This window comes from Vicinamibacteria bacterium, assembly GCA_035570235.1.
GTDB lineage: Bacteria > Acidobacteriota > Vicinamibacteria > Fen-336 > Fen-336 > DATMML01.
The window spans coordinates 106,254-125,783 of record DATMML010000037.1; the positions used below are offsets into that span (position 1 = coordinate 106,254).

16 protein-coding genes are annotated in these 19,530 nt (G+C 69.6%); 7 read left to right on the forward strand and 9 right to left on the reverse strand.

The genetic code is table 11. The features are described from left to right. The first annotated feature begins 286 nt into the window (after nt 1–286). Both def and VN461_06255 read left to right on the forward strand, forming a co-directional pair. Complete coding sequence (gene def / locus VN461_06250; GenBank protein HXB54365.1) at nt 287–829, forward strand: peptide deformylase; 543 nt, start codon at nt 287–289, stop codon at nt 827–829. Nucleotides 830–836: 7 nt separating this feature from the next. Further along, nucleotides 837–2,384 carry an FAD-dependent thymidylate synthase gene (locus VN461_06255; GenBank protein ID HXB54366.1) on the forward strand — a complete coding sequence of 516 codons (1,548 nt, stop codon included), beginning with the start codon at nt 837–839 and terminating at the stop codon, nt 2,382–2,384. Here the strand turns inward: VN461_06255 and hpnE are convergent. The 4 genes from hpnE to uvrB form a co-directional block, all read right to left on the reverse strand. Then, the gene (hpnE, locus tag VN461_06260; GenBank protein HXB54367.1) at nt 2,381–3,733 is read right to left on the reverse strand and encodes a hydroxysqualene dehydroxylase HpnE; all 1,353 of its coding nucleotides are present in this window, start codon (nt 3,731–3,733) and stop codon (nt 2,381–2,383) included. The genes VN461_06255 and hpnE overlap by 4 nt on opposite strands. Then, nucleotides 3,730–4,575 (reverse strand): presqualene diphosphate synthase HpnD, encoded by an 846-nt coding sequence (hpnD, locus tag VN461_06265; GenBank protein ID HXB54368.1) that lies wholly within the window; start codon nt 4,573–4,575, stop codon nt 3,730–3,732. Before hpnD ends, hpnE begins: the two co-directional genes overlap by 4 nt. Next, the gene (gene hpnC / locus VN461_06270; GenBank protein ID HXB54369.1) at nt 4,572–5,423 is read right to left on the reverse strand and encodes a squalene synthase HpnC; all 852 of its coding nucleotides are present in this window, start codon (nt 5,421–5,423) and stop codon (nt 4,572–4,574) included. The genes hpnD and hpnC overlap by 4 nt, the downstream gene beginning before the upstream one ends. Nucleotides 5,424–5,514: 91 nt before the next feature. After that, a complete protein-coding gene (gene uvrB, locus VN461_06275; GenBank protein HXB54370.1) occupies nt 5,515–7,647 on the reverse strand; it encodes an excinuclease ABC subunit UvrB in 2,133 nt (710 codons plus the stop codon). 119 nt (nt 7,648–7,766) lie between these two features. Here uvrB and VN461_06280 point away from each other — a divergent pair, with 119 nt between their 5' ends. Continuing rightward, the gene (locus VN461_06280; GenBank protein HXB54371.1) at nt 7,767–8,135 is read left to right on the forward strand and encodes a polymer-forming cytoskeletal protein; all 369 of its coding nucleotides are present in this window, start codon (nt 7,767–7,769) and stop codon (nt 8,133–8,135) included. After that, complete coding sequence (gene lpxD, locus VN461_06285; GenBank protein ID HXB54372.1) at nt 8,132–9,160, forward strand: UDP-3-O-(3-hydroxymyristoyl)glucosamine N-acyltransferase; 1,029 nt, start codon at nt 8,132–8,134, stop codon at nt 9,158–9,160. Before VN461_06280 ends, lpxD begins: the two co-directional genes overlap by 4 nt. Here the strand turns inward: lpxD and VN461_06290 are convergent. Both VN461_06290 and VN461_06295 read right to left on the reverse strand, forming a co-directional pair. Then, entirely contained in the window at nt 9,157–10,089 is a 933-nt protein-coding gene (locus VN461_06290) for a VWA domain-containing protein (protein ID HXB54373.1), read from the reverse strand. The two genes, lpxD and VN461_06290, sit on opposite strands and share 4 nt — an antisense overlap. 20 nt (nt 10,090–10,109) lie before the next feature. Then, entirely contained in the window at nt 10,110–11,969 is a 1,860-nt protein-coding gene (locus VN461_06295; GenBank protein HXB54374.1) for a bifunctional homocysteine S-methyltransferase/methylenetetrahydrofolate reductase, read from the reverse strand. A 171-nt stretch (nt 11,970–12,140) separates the two neighbouring features. Between VN461_06295 and VN461_06300 the strand changes: the two genes are divergently transcribed. The 3 genes from VN461_06300 (at nt 12,141) to VN461_06310 (ending at nt 14,661) form a co-directional block, all read left to right on the forward strand. Continuing rightward, nucleotides 12,141–12,545, forward strand: a complete 405-nt coding sequence (locus tag VN461_06300; GenBank protein ID HXB54375.1) for an extradiol dioxygenase — start codon at nt 12,141–12,143, stop codon at nt 12,543–12,545. A gap of 145 nt (nt 12,546–12,690) precedes the next feature. Further along, nucleotides 12,691–13,938 carry a crosslink repair DNA glycosylase YcaQ family protein gene (locus tag VN461_06305; GenBank protein ID HXB54376.1) on the forward strand — a complete coding sequence of 416 codons (1,248 nt, stop codon included), beginning with the start codon at nt 12,691–12,693 and terminating at the stop codon, nt 13,936–13,938. 69 nt (nt 13,939–14,007) lie between these two features. After that, complete coding sequence (locus VN461_06310; GenBank protein HXB54377.1) at nt 14,008–14,661, forward strand: CPBP family intramembrane glutamic endopeptidase; 654 nt, start codon at nt 14,008–14,010, stop codon at nt 14,659–14,661. Nucleotides 14,662–14,860: 199 nt separating this feature from the next. Here the strand turns inward: VN461_06310 and VN461_06315 are convergent, their stop codons facing one another. From VN461_06315 to VN461_06325, 3 genes are all read right to left on the reverse strand, one after another. Further along, nucleotides 14,861–16,159: an acetamidase/formamidase family protein gene (locus VN461_06315; protein ID HXB54378.1), complete on the reverse strand. Its 1,299-nt coding sequence runs from the start codon at nt 16,157–16,159 to the stop codon at nt 14,861–14,863. A 489-nt stretch (nt 16,160–16,648) separates the two neighbouring features. Next, on the reverse strand, nt 16,649–17,269 hold the full coding sequence (locus tag VN461_06320) for a thioredoxin family protein (GenBank protein ID HXB54379.1): 621 nt from the start codon (nt 17,267–17,269) through the stop codon (nt 16,649–16,651). Nucleotides 17,270–17,292: 23 nt separating this feature from the next. Beyond that, nucleotides 17,293–19,467: a thioredoxin family protein gene (locus VN461_06325; protein HXB54380.1), complete on the reverse strand. Its 2,175-nt coding sequence runs from the start codon at nt 19,465–19,467 to the stop codon at nt 17,293–17,295. Between the last annotated feature and the right edge of the window lie 63 nt (nt 19,468–19,530).

Sequence of the window (19,530 nt, forward strand, 5' to 3'; positions counted from 1 at the left end):
GAGATGCCACTGAAGAGCGAAAGGACGAGGGCGGGGACGGGCAGGACGGCCGCCAAGGCGCGGATCACGTAAGGAGCATAGCACGGGCACTCGGTCCGACCGCGGGCAATAGCGGCGGGGCCGCGCCTGGCTCGGGGGCTCGCGGCGGCTTCGGGGTATCATCACCCCGTGAGACGGAAGCGATTGGAATCGCGTTGCCACGGCACCGCTAGCGGGGCGACGGAGCCTGCTCGGGATTTCCCGGGGACACGCGGCCCGGCCGACTTCGACCGGTTCAACAACTAGCGTGTCCATCCTCAAGGTCGCGCGCCTCGGCCACCCCGTCGTGCGGACTCCGGCCCGCGATCTCGCCCTCGACGAGCTGGGTTCATCCGAGATCCAGCGCTTCATCGACGACATGAAGGAGACCATGCACGAGTACGAGGGGGTGGGCCTGGCCGCCCCCCAGGTCCACCGCAGCCTCCGCCTGGCCGTGCTCGAAGTGCAGGCCTCGGACGAGCGCACGGAGCAGGCCGTGCCCTTCACCGTCCTCGCCAACCCCGTCCTCACGCGGCTTGGAGCGGAGACCCTCACGGGCTGGGAGGGGTGCCTGTCGATCCCCGACCTGCGGGGCCTGGTCCCCCGCTCCGCGCGAGTGCGCCTGGAGGCCCTGGATCGCGAGGGTCGGCCTTACACGGTCGATGCGGAGGGCTTCTTCGCCCGGGTGATCCAGCACGAGTGCGATCACCTGGACGGCCGCGTCTACCTGGACCGGATGCCGGACATGAGGAGCCTCTCGTTCTTCAAGGAGTTCCGGACCTACGCCGCCCCCGATCCCGACGAGGCGTGAAAGGGCCATGGACGAACCGCTCCTCACCGGCCCCCCCCTGGTCACCCTCCGCAACGCCTCCTCCCGACCTTACGACGGGGCGGTGGCGGCCGCCCGCACCTGCTACTCGCCGCGGGTGGTGGGGGTGGAGGAGATCACGCCCGCCCAGCGCGAGTCGATCGGGCCCCTGACCTTCGCCGCCGGCCATCACACCGTCTACCAGCACGCCCACTTCGAGTTCGGCCTCGAGAACGTGAGCCGACAGTTCGTGTGGTCGTTCCTCCACTCCCACCCCTTCTACAACTCCGAGCAGTCCAGCCAGCGCTTCGTGCGCTTGGACGAAGTGCGGGCCTTCGTGCCGGGGGGGCTGGCTGCGGAGGCCTCGAGGGTCTACCAGGAGGCGGTGCTGGGGGCCTGGCGGGCCTACCGCCAGCTCTCCGGGATCCTGAAGGAGGAGACCCAGGGCATCCTGGCCGACCTCCGCCATCTGACCCCGGGCGCCTCCGAGAAGAGGAAAAAGAAGGTCGCGCGGGAGGCGGAGAAAAAGGCCATCGAGACCGCCCGCTATGTGATCCCGGTGGCCGGTTTCACCTCCATGGTGCACACCGTCTCCGGCATCGTCTTGCATCGGCTCCACCGCATGATGCGCACGGGGGACACCCCGCGGGAGAGCGCGGCCGTGGTCTCGGCCATGGTGGACCGGGTACGCGCGCTGGACCCCGAGTTCTTCGATCGCGTGGGGGAAGGACCCCTGTCCGAGGAGGAGGTTGTCGAGTTCCGCTTCCCCCGGGGAGCGGAGGACGGCGATGCGGAGGCGGCCCGGATCGACACCCGCCTGGGGCCGCGCACCTCCCTCCTCGTGGACTACACGGCGCGGGGCGAGGAGACCACGGCGGAGGCGGTGCGGGCCGTCCTGGGGCTGAGCGCCGAGGCCCTCCCCGACGATGAAGCCCTGGAGCGCGCCCTAAACCCCCGCCTGAACCGCTACCGCCTGGAGACCCTGCAGCTCTCCCTTCACGCCCCCCTGTCCCGCGCCCTGCACCACTCGACCTATACGTTCCTGAAGCGCCTCTCCCACACCGCGGACAGCCAAGACCAGCGCCACCGCATGGTTCCCGCCTCCCGGCCCCTCATGACCTTGACCGACACCGTGCGGCCCGACTACGTCACGCCCCCGCTGGTGAGCGCAAACCCGAGAGCGCGCGAGGTGTACGAGGAGGCCATGGCCCGGGCCTGGGCGGCCAAGAACCGGCTCCTGGAGATGGGCGTTCCCAAGGAGTCGGCCCTCTACCTGCTCCCCAATGCCAAGGCCCTCCGCTTCCATGAGAGCGGCAGCCTGCTCTACCTGGGCCACAAATGGGTGATGCGCACGTGCTTTAACGCCCAGGAGGAGATCTACCGGGCCTCCATGGACGAGCTGGAGCAGGTGCGGACGCTCCACCCCCGCCTCGTCCGCTACATGGGCCCCCCCTGCGTGCTCCGCGCCGGCCTGGTCACGCCCACCTGCACGGAAGGCGAACACTTCTGCGGGGTGCCGGTCTGGCGGAGCTTCCCGGACGTGAAGCGGCGGATCTAGAGTCCTTCCACCGCGCGGGCCGCGGCAAAGCCGCTGCGGACCGCGCCCTCGATGGTGGCGGGAAGGGCGGTCGCCGTCCAGTCGCCGGCCAGGAACAAGCCGCGCACGGGGGTGACGGGCCCGGGACGGAGCGTTTCCGCGGCTGGATCCGAAGCGAAGGTGGCGTCGGGCTCGCGCATCACCAGCGAGCGCAGCACGGTGGCCCCGGCCATGGCCGGGAAGTAGCGCTTGAGGGTGGCTTCCGCGGCCCCCTTCAGCTCCGCGTTGGGGCGGGGCACCACGCGGTTGGCCGCGCTCACGATGAAGGCCAGGTGCTGGGGGGCTCCGCGGCGGCCGTAGAGGCGGCCCTTGTCGAAGACCCACTCGACCGGGGAGTCGCGCAGGCCCACCATCGGCCGATCCACCACCACGCGGTCCAGCCACATCTCGATCGACACGATGGGAGAGCGGGCGAGCCGGGCCAGGCCCGCAAAGGGCGGCTCCCCGCGGAGGGGCTCGGGGAGCAGCTCCCCCAGGGCATGCCAGGGAACCGCCGCCACCACCGCGTCCGCGGCCAGGGACTCGACCACCGCGGGCTGCCCCTCCCGGATCTGGGCCCGCGTCTCCGCGCGTTGCCGGAAGCGGACGCCGGTGGCGCGGCCGCCCGTCACCTCGATGGCTTCCACCAGGGCCCGCCGCCGGACCACCCCCCCGCGGCCCTCGAAATAGCGGGCGAGCCGGTCGTGGAGCCGGCCGTAACCCTGACGGAGGAAGATGAGGCGCGAGGCCCGGTGGCTGCTGAGGAACGCCTCCCGGTACACGTTCCAAAAGAGGACGGCGGCGGCGCGCTCGGGGGTCTCGTTGAGGATGGCCAGGGCCAGGGGGTCCCAGAGCAAGCGACGGGTCTCGCCGCCCTGCCCGGTTTTCCGGAAGTACTCGGCCAGCGTGATCCCCTCGGGCGGCGCGCCGAACCGGATGGCCAGGCCCAGCCGCAGCGCGTCCCAGCACACCCGCCAGGGCACGCGCAGGCGGAGGAGGCCGACCAGGAGGTGGAGGGGCGCGGCCAGGGGCGGGCAGTCGAGGACCGCGTAGCCGCGCTCGTCCATGTAGTCGATGTGCAGGTCATCCTGGACCAGAACCAGGTCCTCCGCCCCCGCCCGTCGCACGAGGTCGAGGGTGGCGGCGTAGGCGGCCACCATCAAGTGGGTACCGTTGTCCACGTCCTCGCCGGAGGGGACGTCCCGGAAGGAGGTGGCGCGGCCACCCAGCACGCCCCGACGCTCCAGGAGCGTCACCGAATGACGGCGCTCCTGGAGCGCGATGGCCGCGGCCAGGCCCGCGAAGCCGCCCCCCGCGACCACGACCCTCATAGGCCCCAGTAGACGCGGGGGACGGTGCGCAGGGCGAGGAAGGCCTTGTGCGGACGCGAGAGCCGGAGGGGGGGCGTCCAGGGGAAGTCCCGTCGGACCAACTCCTCGAGGAGGGCGCCGTAGACCGCCCCCATGATCTCCGCCGCCAGCATCGAGCGCCGGTCCTCGCCGGGCAGGTGAGCGCGGGCGCGCCCGTAGTGGTCGCGGGCCCTCTCCGCCTGCTGGAGCAGGAGGGCGTGCACCCCGGGGGACCGCCGGGCGGGGGGAGCGGCCGCGGCTTCGCGAAGCTCCGTCTCCGAGACGCGGAAGCGCTCCAGGTCCTCGAGGGGGATGTAGAGCCGGTCGCGGGCCGCGTCCACCGCCACGTCGCGCAGGATGTTGGTGAGCTGCAGAGCCAGGCCCAGCTCCACCGCGTAGTCCCTTGTGGCGGGGTTCAGGTAGCCGAAGATCTCGATGGAGGCCAAGCCCACCGCCGAAGCCACCCGCTCGCAGTAGAGGCGCAGGTCGGCGAAGGTGGGGTAGCGCCGGGTGGTGAGGTCCATCCGGCACCCGGCCACGATGTCCTCGAAGCAGGCGCGCGGGATCGGGAACTGGAAGAGACACTCCGCCAGGTCGCGGCCGAGCTCGGTGGTGGGCTGGCCAAGGTAGCAGCGGTGGACCTCCTCCAGCCAGTGGTTGAGGCCCGCCTCCCCCTCCCCCCCCGCCTCGTCCACGCAGTCGTCCACCACGCGGCAAAAGGAATAGAGGGCGAAGATGGCGCGGCGCTTCTGCGCGGGGAGCAGGCGGAAGGCGTAGTAGAAGTTGGTGCCGCTCTTCTGGGTCAGGCGGGCGGAGACGCTCATGGCCGCCAGCGCCAGGCCCGCCAGGCGAGGCCCAGCTTGTCCAGGGGCCCGAAGCGCGGGCGCCGCCGGAAGACATCCGCCCCTACCGCTTCGATGCGGTCCAGGATGCCCGCCCCCCCCAAGAAGGTCAGCCGCATCTCGAAGCGGAGATCGCGTCCCACCCGGTCGCAGAGGGGGCGGCCGCGGGCGAAGAGGGCGCGGGTCCGCGCCACCAGCTCGGCCATGAGGGCGCGGAAGCCGTCGCTGACGTGGGCCGCGCTCAGGTCCCACTCCCCCACCCCGAAGCGGGCGCTGAGCTCTCGCGGGATGTAGACCCGGTCCTTGCGCCAGTCCACGGCCACGTCCTGCCAGTGGTTCGCGAGCTGGAGGCCGGTGCAGATGGCGTCGGACAACGGCAGCAGCTCGGGATCGCGGTAGCCAAACACCAGGAGGACGAGTCGTCCCACGGGGTCCGCGGAGCGCCGGCAGTAGTCGAGGAGCTCTTCCCAGGTTGCGTAGCGGCTCTTTACGGTGTCCTGTCGGAAGGCGGAGAGCAGATCGAGGAGGAGCTCCTTCGGCACCTCCAGCCGGCGCACCGTCTCCCCCAGGGCGACAAAGATCGGGTCCTCGGCCTCCCCCCGATAGGCGGCGTGCAGCCGAGCCTCCCACTCGTCCAGCTTCTCCTGGCGCATCCCCTCGTACAGGCGCTCGTCCGCGAAGTCGTCCGCGGCCCGGGCAAAGGCGTAGAGGGCGTGCACGTAGCGGCGCTTCTCGCGGGGGACGAAGAGTCCCACCGGGAAGTTTTCGTAGTGGGCCTTGACGCGGGCCTCGCAGTGGGCGAAGGCCTCGTCAAGAGTGAGCGTAGACACCTGGCCTGCTCCCGCCGTTCGCGCGGCCGCCGCCGAGTTTGCGGTCTTGTTAGGCGCCACCGGCTCTTCCCTCGAGCCCTGCCGGCGGGGCCTATTTGAGCCCGAACTCGCGGGCGCGCAGGCTCTTGATGCGGTCGCGCAGCCCGGCCGCCTTCTCGAACTCCAGGGCCTTGGCTGCCTCCCGCATCTGCTTCTCCACGACCTTGATCTCCTTCTCCAGGTCGTCGAGCGTGCGGTAGCGCTCCTCGGGGCTCTCCGCCACCTCCGGGATGGGCGCGTAGTCTGCCTCGTATACCGACGACAGCAACTCCGCGATGTTCTTCCGGATGCTCTCGGGGGTGATCCCGTGCTCGCGGTTGAAGGCCTCCTGCAGGGCCCGCCGGCGGCTGGTCTCCGATATGGCGGCGCGCATGGAGTCGGTCTCCTTGTCCGCGTAGAGGATGGCTGTGCCCGCTACGTTGCGCGCGGCGCGGCCCATGGTCTGGATGAGGGAGCCGCTCGAGCGAAGGAAGCCCTCCTTGTCCGCGTCCAGGATGGCCACCAGCGAGACCTCGGGCAGGTCCAGGCCCTCCCGCAGGAGGTTGATTCCCACCAGGACGTCGAATTCGCCCTTGCGCAGGTCGCGCAGGATGCGCACGCGCTCGAGGGTCTCGATGTCCGAGTGGAGATACCGCACGCGCACCCCGAGGTCGTGGTAGTACTCGGTCAGGTCCTCGGCCATCCGCTTGGTGAGGGTGGTGACGAGCACGCGCTCGTTGCGGGCGGCCCGCACGCGGATCTCCGCCAGCAGGTCGTCCACCTGGCCCTTGACCGGCCGGATGTCGACCACGGGGTCCATGAGGCCGGTGGGCCGGATGACCTGCTCCACGACCACCCCCCCGGACTTCAGGAGCTCGTAGGGGCCGGGGGTGGCGGATACGTAGACGACCTGGCCCAGACGGCTCTCGAACTCCTCGAAGTTCAAAGGACGGTTGTCGAGGGCGGAAGGAAGCCGGAAGCCGTACTCCACCAGGGTCTGCTTCCGCTGACGGTCCCCGTGGTACATCCCCCGCACCTGGGGGACGCTCTGGTGGCTCTCGTCCACGATCATGAGGGCGTCCTTGGGCAGGTAGTCGAGGAGGGTGGGGGGCGGCTCGCCGGGCGCCCGTCCCGAGAGGTGGCGCGAGTAGTTCTCGATGCCGTGGCAGTGGCCCACCTCGCGCAGCATCTCCAGGTCGAACATGGTCCGCTGATAGAGCCTCTGGGCCTCCAGCAGCTTGCCCTCTCGCTCCAGCACCGCCTTCTCCGCGAGCAGCTCCTCCTCGATGGTTCTTATGGCGTCGTTCAGCTTGGGCCGGGGGGTCACGTAGTGGCTGGAGGGATAGATGGCCACCTGGGCCAGGCGCCCCATGGCCTTCCCGGTCAGGGGATCGAAGGCGCTGATCTGCTCCACCTCGTCCCCGAAGAGCTCGATGCGGATGCCGGTCTCCTCGTAGGCGGGCACGATCTCCACCACGTCCCCCCGGACCCGGAAGGTCCCCCGCTTGAGCTCGTAGTCGTTGCGGTCGTAGCGCGCCTCCACCAGCTTGGCCAGGAGGTCGTGGCGGTCGAGGGCCTCCCCCTGGCGGACGAAGAGGAGCATGCCGTAGTAGGCCTCGGGCGAGCCCAAGCCATAAATGCAGGAAACGGAGGCCACGATCACGACGTCGCGGCGCTCGAACAGGCTCCGGGTGGCGGAGAGGCGCATGCGGTCGATCTCGTCGTTGATGGTGGCTTCCTTCTCGATGTAGGTGTCGGACTGGGGGACGTAGGCCTCGGGTTGGTAGTAGTCGTAGTAGGAGACGAAGTACTCGACCGCGTTCTTTGGGAAGAAGGACCTGAACTCCTGGTAGAGCTGGGCGGCCAGGGTCTTGTTGTGGGCGAGCACGAGGGCGGGCCGGTTCACCCGGGCGAGCGCGGAGGCGATGGTGAAGGTCTTGCCGCTGCCGGTGACGCCGAGCAGGACCTGCTGCTTGTCCCCCCGTTCGATGCCGGCCACGATCTCCCCCACCGCGCGCGGCTGGTCACCCCCGGGGGAGAAGTCGCTCTTGAGCTCGAAGCGGGTGTCGGCAAGGGCGGGGGCGAGGCGTGGCTCCGGAGGGCGGCCCCGGTAGGTTCCCTCACCCCGCCCCTGGACGGCGGGCTCCCCGGAGCTTTCGCCGGGGGCTAGGTCGTGCGCGGGCGGCCGGGGACTTCGGGATCTCATGGGGCCTCCGGGTGGGGGCACATCCCCCCATGATACACGGCCCCGCACGGGCGCCTCCGTATTGGGTTGGAAAGTCGTTTCCCCCTACAATTGGGCTTGCCCGGCGCCCAGGAGGGAGAATGGAAGGCAACAAGACCACGCTCATCGACGCCCAGGCCGACGTCGAAGGCAAGCTCAAGGGCAAGGATGCGCACATCCTCGGGCGCTTTCGGGGCGAGGTGGAGGTCTCGGGCCGGTTGCTCCTGGGGGAGGGCTCCCGAGTGGACGCCAAGATCGCCGCCGACCTGGCCGAGGTCGCCGGCGAGTTCAAGGGCGAGATCGTGGCCCGCGTGGTCCTCCTGGACGAGAGGGCGCGGGTCCAGGGAAGCGTGAAGGCCCAGGTCCTGGTCGTCCGGGAAGGGGCGCAGCTGAACGGAGCGGTCAGCGCGGGCCCGGCCAGCGCGAGCCGGGGGACGGTCACCCCCACTCCGGGGGCCCAGGCGGGGTGATCCTGCGGGAACTGGCGGCGCGCCTGGGCTGCACCCTCCGGGGCGACGGCGGGATCGACGTTCGGCGGGTGGCCGGGATCGAGGAGGCCGGACCCGGCGACCTCACCTTCGTGGCCAACCCCAAATACGCGGCCTGCCTGGCCGACACCCGGGCCACCGCCGTCATCCTCTCCCCCGACCTCAAGACCCCCTTGCCCAGCCTCGTCTGCACCAACCCCTACCTCACCTTCGCGCGGGCGGCGGCTCTCCTCCATCCTCCCCTGCACCCGACCCCCGGGGTTCACGCCTCCGCCCAGGTCGACCCCACGGCCGTGCTGGGGGCGGGCGTCCACGTGGGAGCCCTGGCCGTGATCGGTCCCCGGGCACGGGTGGGGGCGCGCACCGCCATCCATCCCCAAGTCGTTCTCTACCCGGATGTGGAGATCGGAGAGGACTGCGTCCTCCACTCCGCGGTGCAGGTACGCGAGGGCTGCCGGATCGGGCATCGGGTGGTGGTGCAGAACGGGGCGGTGATCGGGGGAGACGGATTCGGCTTCGCCAAGGACGAGGGAGGTCGCTACGAGAAGATCCCCCAGGTGGGGATCGTGGTGGTGGAGGATGACGTGGAGATCGGGGCCCTCGCCGCCATAGACCGGGCGGCCATGAGCGAGACCCGGATCGGCAGGGGCACCAAGATCGACAACCTGGTCCAGATCGGCCACTCCGTCACCGTGGGCCACGACACCGTCCTCGCCGGGCAGGTGGGGGTGGCGGGCAGCTCCAAGATCGGGAGCCGCGTGACCCTGGCCGGGCAGGTGGGGGTGGCCGGCCACCTGACCATCGCGGACGGGGTGATCGCCACCGCCCAGACCGGCATCCCGAGCTCCGTGGAGGCGGGGGCCACCGTCTCCGGCTACCCAGCCATCGACAACCGGGCCTGGCTCAAGTCCAGCGCGGTGTTCGCCAAGCTGCCGGAGCTACAGAAGCGCCTGCGGGAGCTGGAGAAGAAGGTGGAGGCCCTCCGCGAGCGCGGAGGAGCCTCCTAGGGCCGCGGGCCGTCTCCCGCCGCGTAGTAGCCCACTCGGTGGCGCACGCGGAAGGTCTCCTTGTTCCGGCTCACTTCCACCTTCAGCCGGCGGAACTTGCCGTCCTTGCGGGGATTGTCGGAGACGAAGCCCACCACGTATTGGCCCTTCAGCTCGTCTAGGATTCTGTCGTAGATCGCGGCTAGTTCTTTGGAGGTCACGGGGTTGAAGACCTGGCCCCCGCTGACGTCCGCGAGCTGGTTGAGGCACGCCTTGGCCGTTATGTAGCTCTTGCTGCCCATGCCGAAGCTGCCCATGAAGGCGATGGGGTAGATGGTGACGGAGCTGGAGCGTACGAGCTGGATGAGATCGAAGAGGCTGAGGGCGCTGGTGGTGTCCTCGCCGTCGGTGAAGACGAGGAGCACCTTCCGGCCCGGGGCGTCCTGAACCCGGGAGATGTAGACGCTGATGGCGTCGTAGAGGGCGGTCGTGCCCGCCGCCTTCGACTCCAGGATCCGCTCGAAGAGCCCCTGCTGGTTCTCGCTCGTGTAGCGGGAGACGCGGATGTCCTGGTCGAAGAAGATCATGATCAGGTCCCGCGCCCGCGGGATCGCGTCCAGGAAGCGGACCGCCGACTCCTGGGTCAGGCGCATCTGCTCCTGCATGCTCTCGCTGGTGTCCAGGAGCAACCCCAGGTCCAGGGCCAGGGCGTCCGCGTGGCCGGGCTCGATGCCGCGGCCGAACAGCTGAACGAGCTGGGGCCGCCCGTCCTCCCGGATCAAGAAGTCCTGGGCGTCGAGGTCCGTGACCAGGCGGCCTTGGGAGTCCCGCACCGTGACCGTGATGTTGACGACATCGACCCCGACGGGGAAGACGGGGGTCCTCTGTTCCGCACCCAAGGCCCAGGGGAGCGCGATGAGGAGCGGAGCCGCGATCCAAAGGCGTGACAAGAGTGAACCTCGGGCCGGCGTTAGTGCAGCACCTCGACGACTCTCACCGCCAGCTCGACCTTGTTGAAGGGGGGCATGACGTAGACCCCCTGGGCCAGGTCGCGGGCGGCCCGGGCGGCCTCCCGGGCGATGCTCACCCCTTCCGCCTGGGCCTTCTCCCCCGAACCCGCCTTGCGCATGCGCTCCCGGATGTCGTCGGGGATGGTCATCCCCGGCACCTCGTTGTGCAGGAACTCGGCGTTACGGTGGGAGTAGAGGGGCAGGACGCCCACCAGGATCGGGATCTGGATGTGCTTGATCAACCCCAGGAAGGACTCCAGGGAACGGGGGTCGTAGACGGGCTGGGTCATGATGTACTCGGCTCCCGCTTCCACCTTCTGCTCCAGCCTCCGGACCTCCTTCTCTCGGTCCAGTTTGCTGGGGTCCGCCCCGCAGCCTATGTGGATGCCGAGGGCGGGGCCGATCAGGTTCCCGGCCAGGTCGCAGCCGTGGTTCAGGTGGTCCATGATGCGGATGAGGCCGATGGAGTCCACGTCGTAGACGGCGGTGGCGTCCGGGTAGTCGCCCAGCTTGGGGGGGTCCCCGGTGATGGCCAGTATGTTGCGCAGGCCGAGGGCGTATGCCCCGAGCAGGTCCGATTGGATGCCTAGCAGGTTCCGGTCCCGGCAGGTGTAGTGGAGGATGGTGTCCACCCCCACCTTGTTCTGCAGGAGCACGCACAGGGATTGGGCGCTCATGCGGGCCGAGGCGCGGGGACCGTCCGCCACGTTGATGGCGTCGATCTCGTTCTCCTTGCAGTACTGGGCTCGCTCCAGGATCAACCCCGGGTCCGCCCCTTTGGGCGGATCCAGCTCCACCGACACCACGAACCTCTTTCCGAGCTTTCGGGCGAGCGCGCTTTTCTCCTCGCGGGGGACGGGAGCGGGGGCCTCCTTGGGGCGGGAGGGCGGAATGACCGGCACCTCCTCGCGCGAAGGCTGAACCATGCGTACCGAGCGGACCAGGTTTCGTATGTGGTCGGGGGTGGTTCCGCAGCAGCCGCCCACCAGGTCCACGCCCGCGGCCAGGAAGCGCCGGGAATAGGAAGCCATGTACTCCGGCGTGCACAGGTAGACGTACCGCCCGTCCACCAGCGCGGGCGCACCCGCGTTGGGCATGGCCGCCAGCCGAGCCTTCGTCACCACCGCGGCCATGCGCTTCACCGTCTCCAGCATGGCCTGCGGACCCTGGCTGCAGTTCGCTCCGATGACGGGGACGCCCCAAGCCTCCAGGCTCCGCACCACGTCCTCCGGGGTCTCTCCGTAGAAGGTCGTGCCCTCCTCGTTGAAGGTGAGGGAGACGACCACGGGCAGGGAGGACGTGGCGCGGACAGCCTCCAGAGCGGCCCGGGCCTGGTCGAGGGAGGGCATGGTCTCGATCATGAAGAGGTCGACCCCCCCTTCCCCCAGCCCCTCCGCCTGCTCGCGGTACGCGGCCACCGCCTCCTCGAACGGGATGTTGCCGAGAGGCGCGAGCGGCTTGCCGATCGGGCCTAGGGAGCCCGCCACCAGACCCCGCCCCTCCGCCGCCTGGCGGGCGATGCGCGCTCCCTCCCGGTTGATCCGGCGGACCTGGGCCTCCAGCCCGTGGGGTCCCAGCTTGAAGCGGTGGGCGCCGAAGGTGTTGGTCTCGACGACGTCCGCCCCCGCATCCAGGTACTCTTCATGGATCGCGCGCACGAGAGCGGGGTTCGAGAGGTTCAGCTCGTCGAAGCAGCGGTTCAGGAACACGCCCCGCCCATAGAGCATCGTGCCCATGGCGCCGTCGCCCACCACCACGCCATCCCCGATCCGCTCCAGGAAGGACTTGACGCCCGCGGCGGAGGCCTTCGCGCTGTTCATAAAGGACCAGTTTAGCCGGGGCGGGAGGGGACGGCAAATCAACGCTCGCGGTCGCGCATCGCCCGCGACGGCCTTCTCGCCTGCGATCCTCAGGTATGATCGGATTTCGGGCCAAAGCGAGCGGGCCCCGCGGGCGGCAACGCTCTGAGGGCAACGCGGAGGTGAACCACCATGATCGTCGGCGCACACTCGATCATCTACAGCAGAAAACCAGATGCCGACCGGGCCTTCCTGCGCGATGTGCTCAAGCTTCCCAGCCTGGACGTGGGAGAGGGCTGGCTCATCTTCGGCCTGCCGCCCGCGGAGGTTGCCGTCCATCCATCGGACAAGAACGACGTACACGAGTTCTATCTCATTTGCGATGACGTCGACGAGTTCGTGGCCAACCTTAAGAAGCACAATGTGCCTTACGAGGCGGTTCAGAACCAAGGTTGGGGTTTGCTCACGCGCCTCACCCTTCCCGGCGGGGGAAGGCTCGGCGTGTATCAGCCGCGTCACGCGCGTCCGAAGCCGATGAAGCAAGAAAAGAGACCCCGCCCCCGCCGGAAAAGCCCGAAGAAGGCGGTGAAACGATGACCCCCGGCCGCCAAACAACCCAACTGCGGGGCGGAGCAGGGCAGAGCGGAGCCGCGCTTCTGGTCTCGGTCGTGCGCGGACCTCGCTCTTGAGCCCGGCCCTCCCCTGATATAGCCTGGCCGCCCATCCGTCCGGGGGTCGCGCGATGCCGATCACGCTCTCGCTGCCGGAGGCGCGCCGCCTGGCCGTGGCCGCGCAGGGATTTGGTCCCCGACCGGCCACGCCCTCCCTGGGCCACGTCCGCCGGCTGGCCACGCGGCTGCACGCCTTCCAGATCGACTCCGTGAACGTGCTCGCCCGGGCCCACTACGTCCCCGCCTTCGCGCGCCTCGGTCCCTATCCGATGAAGGCCCTCGACTCGCTCGCCTACCTCCAGCGCGAGCTCTTCGAATACTGGGGGCACGCCGCCTGCCTGCTACCGGTCTCGCTCTTCCCCCTCCTGCGGTACCGCATGAATAGGCACATCGAGAGGACGCAGGCCTACATGCGGTCGAAGCGTGGCGCCTACATGGCCAGGGTCTATCAAGAGGTGGCCGAGCGCGGACCCCTCGCCGCCGCCGAGCTATCCAATCCCGGCAAGAGTTCGGGGAACTGGTGGGGCTGGGGGGCCGGGAAGGCAGCCCTCGAGCACCTGTACGACTCGGGCCTGGTCGCCATTGCGGGACGCCGCGGCTTCGAGCGGCTCTACGACCTTACCGAGCGCGTCATCCCTCGAGCTGCGCTCGACGCGCCCGCGCCGCCGCGTGAGGAGGCGATGAAGCAGTTGCTCTGCCTGGGCGCGAAGGCCTACGGCGTCGGGACCTTCGCCGACATCGCCGGCTACTTCCAGATCGACGGGTGGCACGATCGATTGTCACCGGGACCCTTTTGGGAGCGACCGCCGGGTCCCCAGGGCCGGCGGGCCCAGCCCATCGTCAAGCGGCTCTTGGCCGAGCTCGTCGAGGAGGGCCGTCTCCTGCCCGCGCGCGTCCGCGGCTGGAAGGATCCGGCCTACGTGCATCCGGGTGCGCGCGTCCCCCGAACCCTCCACGCCCGCGGAATCGTCACCCCGTTCGACTCCCTGGTCTGGGACCGCCAACGCCTGGCGCGGCTGTTCGGGATGAAGTACACGATCGAAATGTACGTGCCCGCGCGGCGACGGGTCCACGGCTACTACGTCTGCCCGTTTCTGCTCGGCGACACCCTCGTCGCCCGCTGCGACCTCAAGGCGGACCGCGCCCGCAGGGTCCTGAGGGTGCAGAGCGCGTTCTTGGAGCCGGGAAAGGACGCGCGCCGGGTGGCCGCGGGGCTGGCCGGCGAGCTCGGGCAGCTGCAGGCGTGGCTCGAACTCGACGGGATCGAGGTCGGGAAGCGCGGGGACCTCGCGGCCAGGCTGCTCCGCACCCTGAAGTAGGAGCATCCGAGCAGGCTTGGGTCCGGGAGGTGCAGGTTGGGGGAGGGGGAGAGGGCGGTCCAGGCACCGATGCCGCCTCTTGGATCGTCGCGGCGGTGGGCGGTCATCCTGTCGCCGATCGGCGTCATCGCCCTGGGCTTCGCCGTTCAGCGCCTGGCCGGGCTCGTGATCGGGGCCTGGGCCTGGATCCCGACCATGCTCGTCTTCTGGGGTGCGGTGGCCACCCTGATCTGGTGGGGCCGACAGGGGAACCCGGCCAGGCTCTGGCTCCGAAGACCACGAGGGTCAGGGGTGTGGTCGGCTCTCGCGCTAGGGGTGGGGCTCGTCTCCGTGCGCGAGTTCGTGCTGGGCTGGCATGTCCTTCGGTCTCCGACCCTGCTCGCATTGTGGCTGGGGTTCGGCCTGCTCAACCCGTGGCTGGAGGAAGGATATTGGCGCGGACTGCTCATCGATGCCACCCGCAGCTGGCCCTTTGGGCTGGGGGTCGTCTACTCGACGGCGTTCTTTGCCCTCAGCCATCCGCTGATCTGGGGAGTGCACTCCGCCGCGCTTCGTCATCCGGCCGTGCTGGTCGGTCTGGGTCTGGCGGGGGGCGTGTGGGGCATGGCTTACTGGCGGACGGGTAGCCTTCGCTGGACGATCGCCGGCCACGCCTGCGCGAACCTATTCGGGCTGTCAGTGCCGGTTCTTCTGAACCTGCACGTTCCCGGTGGCTTGAGGTGAGCACTCGATCGATTGGCCCCGGCCGTCTCCCTGGGACCCGGTCGAGCAGCGGATACACTCGACCTTCGTCATCGAAGGTAACGCCCAGGGCCTCCCCCTGCGCTACGAGGAACTCCCGGTCCGGAGCGAAGCTCAGACTGCTCGCGTCAACGCGGAGGAAAGAGTGAAGCAGCGGGCCCCGCGACAGGCGCTTCGGCCATCACCTGGCCGGAGCTAGCCCCCGCAGGAGCGGCTTGTCGATCTTCAGGACGACGCCCGAATTGCGATCGGCGATCTCGCTGATCTGGTATTGGGCGGCGGTGCCCAGCACCTGGGCGACTTCCGACGGACCCAGGCCGTAGTCCTGCGCCAGCCACCCGGCCATGTTCGACGTCGCCATGCGTAGCGCGTCGTCCACCGATCCACCGAATCCCGTTGCCATGATCTGGCCCTCGTTCTCGACGCGCGGCGCGGAGGGGCGGCGGCCCGGGATCACGTCGACCGTGAAGGTGACGTCGGCCGAGGTCTCCAGCCCGCTGCCGTTGAGCTCGCCGTCGCCCTGCGCGGCATGCACGTCGCCCAGGTACAGCAGGGCGCCCGGGGCTTGGATGGTCAGATAGACGGTCGCGGCCTCGCGGATGAGGTTGAAGTCCATATTGCCGCCGTAGAAGCCCGAATCATTGGCCATCGGCGCAGCATCGCCGGGTGGGGCTGCGACGCCGATCGAGCCGATCATCGGGCGCAGGGGCAGGACGTAATTGGCGAGATTCCCCGTTGCTCCCTCGGGTGTGCCGACGTTCTTCTCGAGATCCAGCCGCCACCGGACCGGCTTGTTGATCCCGTCCATCCGGCGTGCCAGGCCGGCGGTTAGCGCGCTGTCGACCAGATGGTCGTTGGTACCGGCCCAGTCGCGGTTCAGCCGCAGGCGCACGATATGAACGGCGAGTGTGTCGCCCGGCATCGCCGTTTCGACGTAGATCGGGCCCGTCAGCGGATCGCCGCCCGCGGCGCGCTTGATGCCCTGCGCATCGACTCCGCCGGCGTCGATCGTGGTTGTGTGCACCGTATCGCCTGGCCAGACTCGTAGCACGGGTGTCGCCTGAGGCGAATAGGAGCGCTGGAAGCTCGTCGGCGTGAACTCGATCGTCTGCGGCGGGCCCGGCCTTCGGTCGGGAATCCGCGCGGCTCTGAACGCGGAGCTGAAAGGGCGGACGCCCTTGTCGCCTTCCGTGATCATGGTCCCCATGATGACGCCGTCCGCGACGGTTGCCGTGACACTTCGGCTACCCGCGCGGAATCGCAGCATCTTGCGTTCGATGGTGCCGGACAAGGGAACGCCGTCAAGGCTGCCGGTGAGAGGGTTGCTCGCCTCGACAAGATCGAGCCGGGCGACGCTGGTCGTTCCGTTGAATTCCATCGTGGCGATCCAGTGGCCCACGAGCAGCGGAGCATCGGTGGGCGGTTGGCCCTGCGCCAGGGCAGCAACGGCCAGCAGGATTAGGCATGCAGCTCCTCGCATCTTTCGCCCCTCCACGCTGCCTTAATGTCCACTCTTCTCTTCTGCTGTTCAACCCGTGCCGCGTCGTCCTGGCCCAGCAAAAACTGGATCTGCTCGAGGGCCCGCCGGAGAGCCGGGCACAGTTTGCGCACGGGCGACGTAAACCGTGGGGTGAGAGTTGGAGGGAGAGAAGGACCGCGTACTCGGCGACGATGCCGAGGACGGCTGTCGTGGAAAGCCTCTCCCCGACAACACTCCCCCACCGACTGCCCGGAAGATCCGGCCCTGGGCGATGCCCGCCGTCTCAAGCCACGCCCGGAGGGCCGCCTCCACCCAGTCCGGGACGGGCACGGTGCGGATCCGGCCGCCCTTGCCGGAGATGTCGACAAAGACCGCCCGGCCGTCCCCCTCCTGGAGGTCGCCAACCGTGAGGCCCACGAGCTCGCCCCGGGGGAGGGCACCGCCGAGGAACCCTGGCCGTCGGGCGCGACGGCCAGGGCTCGTCGGAGACTAGCGGTATTTCACCGAGCAGCCGTAGGGCTGGCTGGAGGTAGTGGTCACCGGCTTGCCGGCCATGGCCTCGTCCAGGGCCGTCTGTACGTAGTTCCGGGCGGTGGCGATGTCGGCCTTGTCGATGGAGGGCCGATCGTCGATGGCGCCGTTGTAGATCAGCTTCCCGCTGGGGTCGATGATGAACATGTGGGGCGTCGTCTTCGCGCCGTAGGCCTGGCCCACCGCTCCCTCGGAATCGAGGAGGAAGGCGGTGGGGGCGGCGCCCTTTTCCTTAACGAGGGCGTTGGCCTTCGTCGCGTCCAGGGCTCCCTGCTTGCCCCCGGCCGAGGAGTTGATCGACAGCCAGACCACGCCCTTGCCGGTGTAGGTCTTCTGCAGCTTCTGCATGTTCCCGCTGCCGTAGTGCTTCCCTACGAAGGGGCAGTCGAAGTTCACCCATTCCAGGACCACGTACTTGCCCTTGAAGGACGACAGGGCCTCCTGCCCTCCGCTTGCATCGGGAAGGCTGAAGGCGGGAGCGGGCTGGCCCACGACGGCCCCCGCGAAGCTCGCGGCGGGATGGGCGAGAAACAGCGTGCAAGAAGCAGCGGCGGTCATCGCGTCTCTCATCTTCTTCATGGCCGGTTCTCCTTACTACTAGATTATTGAGGGGAGGTGATATCGCTCGTCAAGCCACGAGCCGCGCGCGCGTCGCCGAGCGCGTCGTCGAGGGCGGCGAGCACGATCCCCGGGGTGATCACCTCGGGGAGCACGCGGGGGGGCCGGCCGGGGTCGCGGGGGTAGACCACGTAGAGGGGCACTCCCTGCCGGCCGTAGGAGGCCAGGGCGGACGTGATGTCTTGGTCGCTCTTGGTCCAATCCGCTCTCAAGGCCACGACACCCTCGCGTCGGAAGCGGTCTTGGACCTCGCTCGAGGCCAGGGCCACCCGTTCATTGACCTGGCAGGTGAGGCACCAGGCGGCGGTGAAATCGATGAAGACCGGCTTCCCCTGGGCGCGCACCCTGGCCAGGGTCTCCGCCGAGTAGGCCTCCCAGGCCAGCCCGCTTCCTCCCCCGCCCGGCCCCCCTCCCCCTTCCGCGGAGCGTACGCCCAGGACGAGGCCCACGGCGAGGAGGAGGGCCGCCGCCGCCGGAGCCAGATGGCGCGCGCGCGGGCCAAGCCCGGTAGCAGGGGTCCGCCCGTAAAGCCAGGCCGCGAGGCCGAGGGCGAGCAGGGCCAGAAGCACGCGGGTCATACCCTCGACACCCGCCTCCCGGCCGAGAAGCCAAAGCAGAGCCACCACCGTGGCCATCAAGAGAAAGCCGAGGAACTGCTGGAAGCCTTCCATCCACGCACCCGGCCGCGGCACGAGCCGAAGCAGGCGGGGGTTGAGCGAGAGCACGAGGTAGGGCGCGGCCATGCCCAGGGCGAGGGCGGTGAAGACGAGCAGGGACACCGCCCCCGGCTGGGTCAGCCCGTAACCGAGCGCGGAGCCCATGAAGGGGGCCGTGCAGGGCGTGGCCACGATCGTGGCCAGGGCGCCGTTCCCGAAGGAGGACAAAAGGCCCGTCCGCTCCCGGTTCAGGTTCGCGGCCGCGATGAGCGACTCGCCCAGGGGGAAGACGCCGAAGAGGTTCAACCCGAGGGCGAAGAAGAGGGCGGCCAGGAACGCGACGAAGGTGGGGGACTGGAGCTGGAATCCCCAGCCCACGCTCCTCCCCCCCGCGCGCAGGGCGAGCATCAGACCGGCCAGAAGCCAGAAAGACACGAGGACCCCGACCGTGAAGGCGACCCCGTGCCGCCAGGCCCTTGGGGACTCCTGGCCCGACTGTCGGACAAAGCCCATCACCTTCAGAGAGAGCACCGGCAGCACGCAGGGCATCAGGTTGAGGGCGAGGCCGCCCAGGAAGGCAAAGGCGAGGACCACGGCCAGGCCCCGGCCGGGCGGAGGCCCTTCGATCCCGGCCCCCGGCGAGGCGGTCAGGGGCGAGACGGGCACATCCACCTCCACGGCAACGGGGGCCGCCCCCCCCTCGACCAAGAGGACACCCGTGACGTGATAGAGAGCGGGGCCGTTGGCCGCCCGCGCGATGTCGAGGCGGTGGCCGCCCGCCACTCGGTGCAGGGTCTGCGGGTTCGGATACTCCACCACCAGGGGCTGGTCAGAGAAGAAGTAGGCGCCGGAGGGGGCCTGGGGCGCGCGGAAGGTGAGGGCAAGGACGCCGGCCGTGGCCGCCGCCTTCACCTCCCAGCCCCGGGCAGGCACAGGGAGATGGCCGCGGGTCGCCTGGAAAAGGGGCGCGTTCGCGGGTGCGGGTCTGGGCGCTTCCGCGCGCACGGGCAGGACCAGCTCCAGCTCCGCCCGCCCGGGAATGCATGCCTCCTGACACTCCAGCCAGTCCACCCGGCCTGCGAGCCGGACCTCGCTCCCCGGGGACAGAGTCTGGGGAGGCGTGATCGCGACAGGAAGCAGCACGTCGCCCTCGTATCCGTAGCTCATCAGGGGCGGGGCGGCTAGGCGGCCCGGAAAGGGCCATTGCAGCGGCCCCGCCTGGAAACCCTCGGGCAGCCGCCAGGTCATCCGCGTGGGCAGGCCTGAATCCGCGGGGTTCTTCCAGTACGTATGCCAGCCCTCGGCCATCTGGAGGCGGATGCCCACCGAGAAGGGACGCCCGGGCTGGATGGACTCGACCTCCGCCAGCAGGCTCGGTTTAACGTGCTTGCCCGCGGGCGTCCCCGCCACCGCGGGCGCGGCCAAGGCGAGAAGGGCCAGGACGAAGGTTGTTGCCGGGGGCTTCTTCCTCGTGGCGTGCAGTTTTCGACCTCCCCACTCCATTACGAAACGATACCCCGAAGCGGGCGACGGCCGTTCGTGAAGCCGCGTAAAACGTTGTCACCG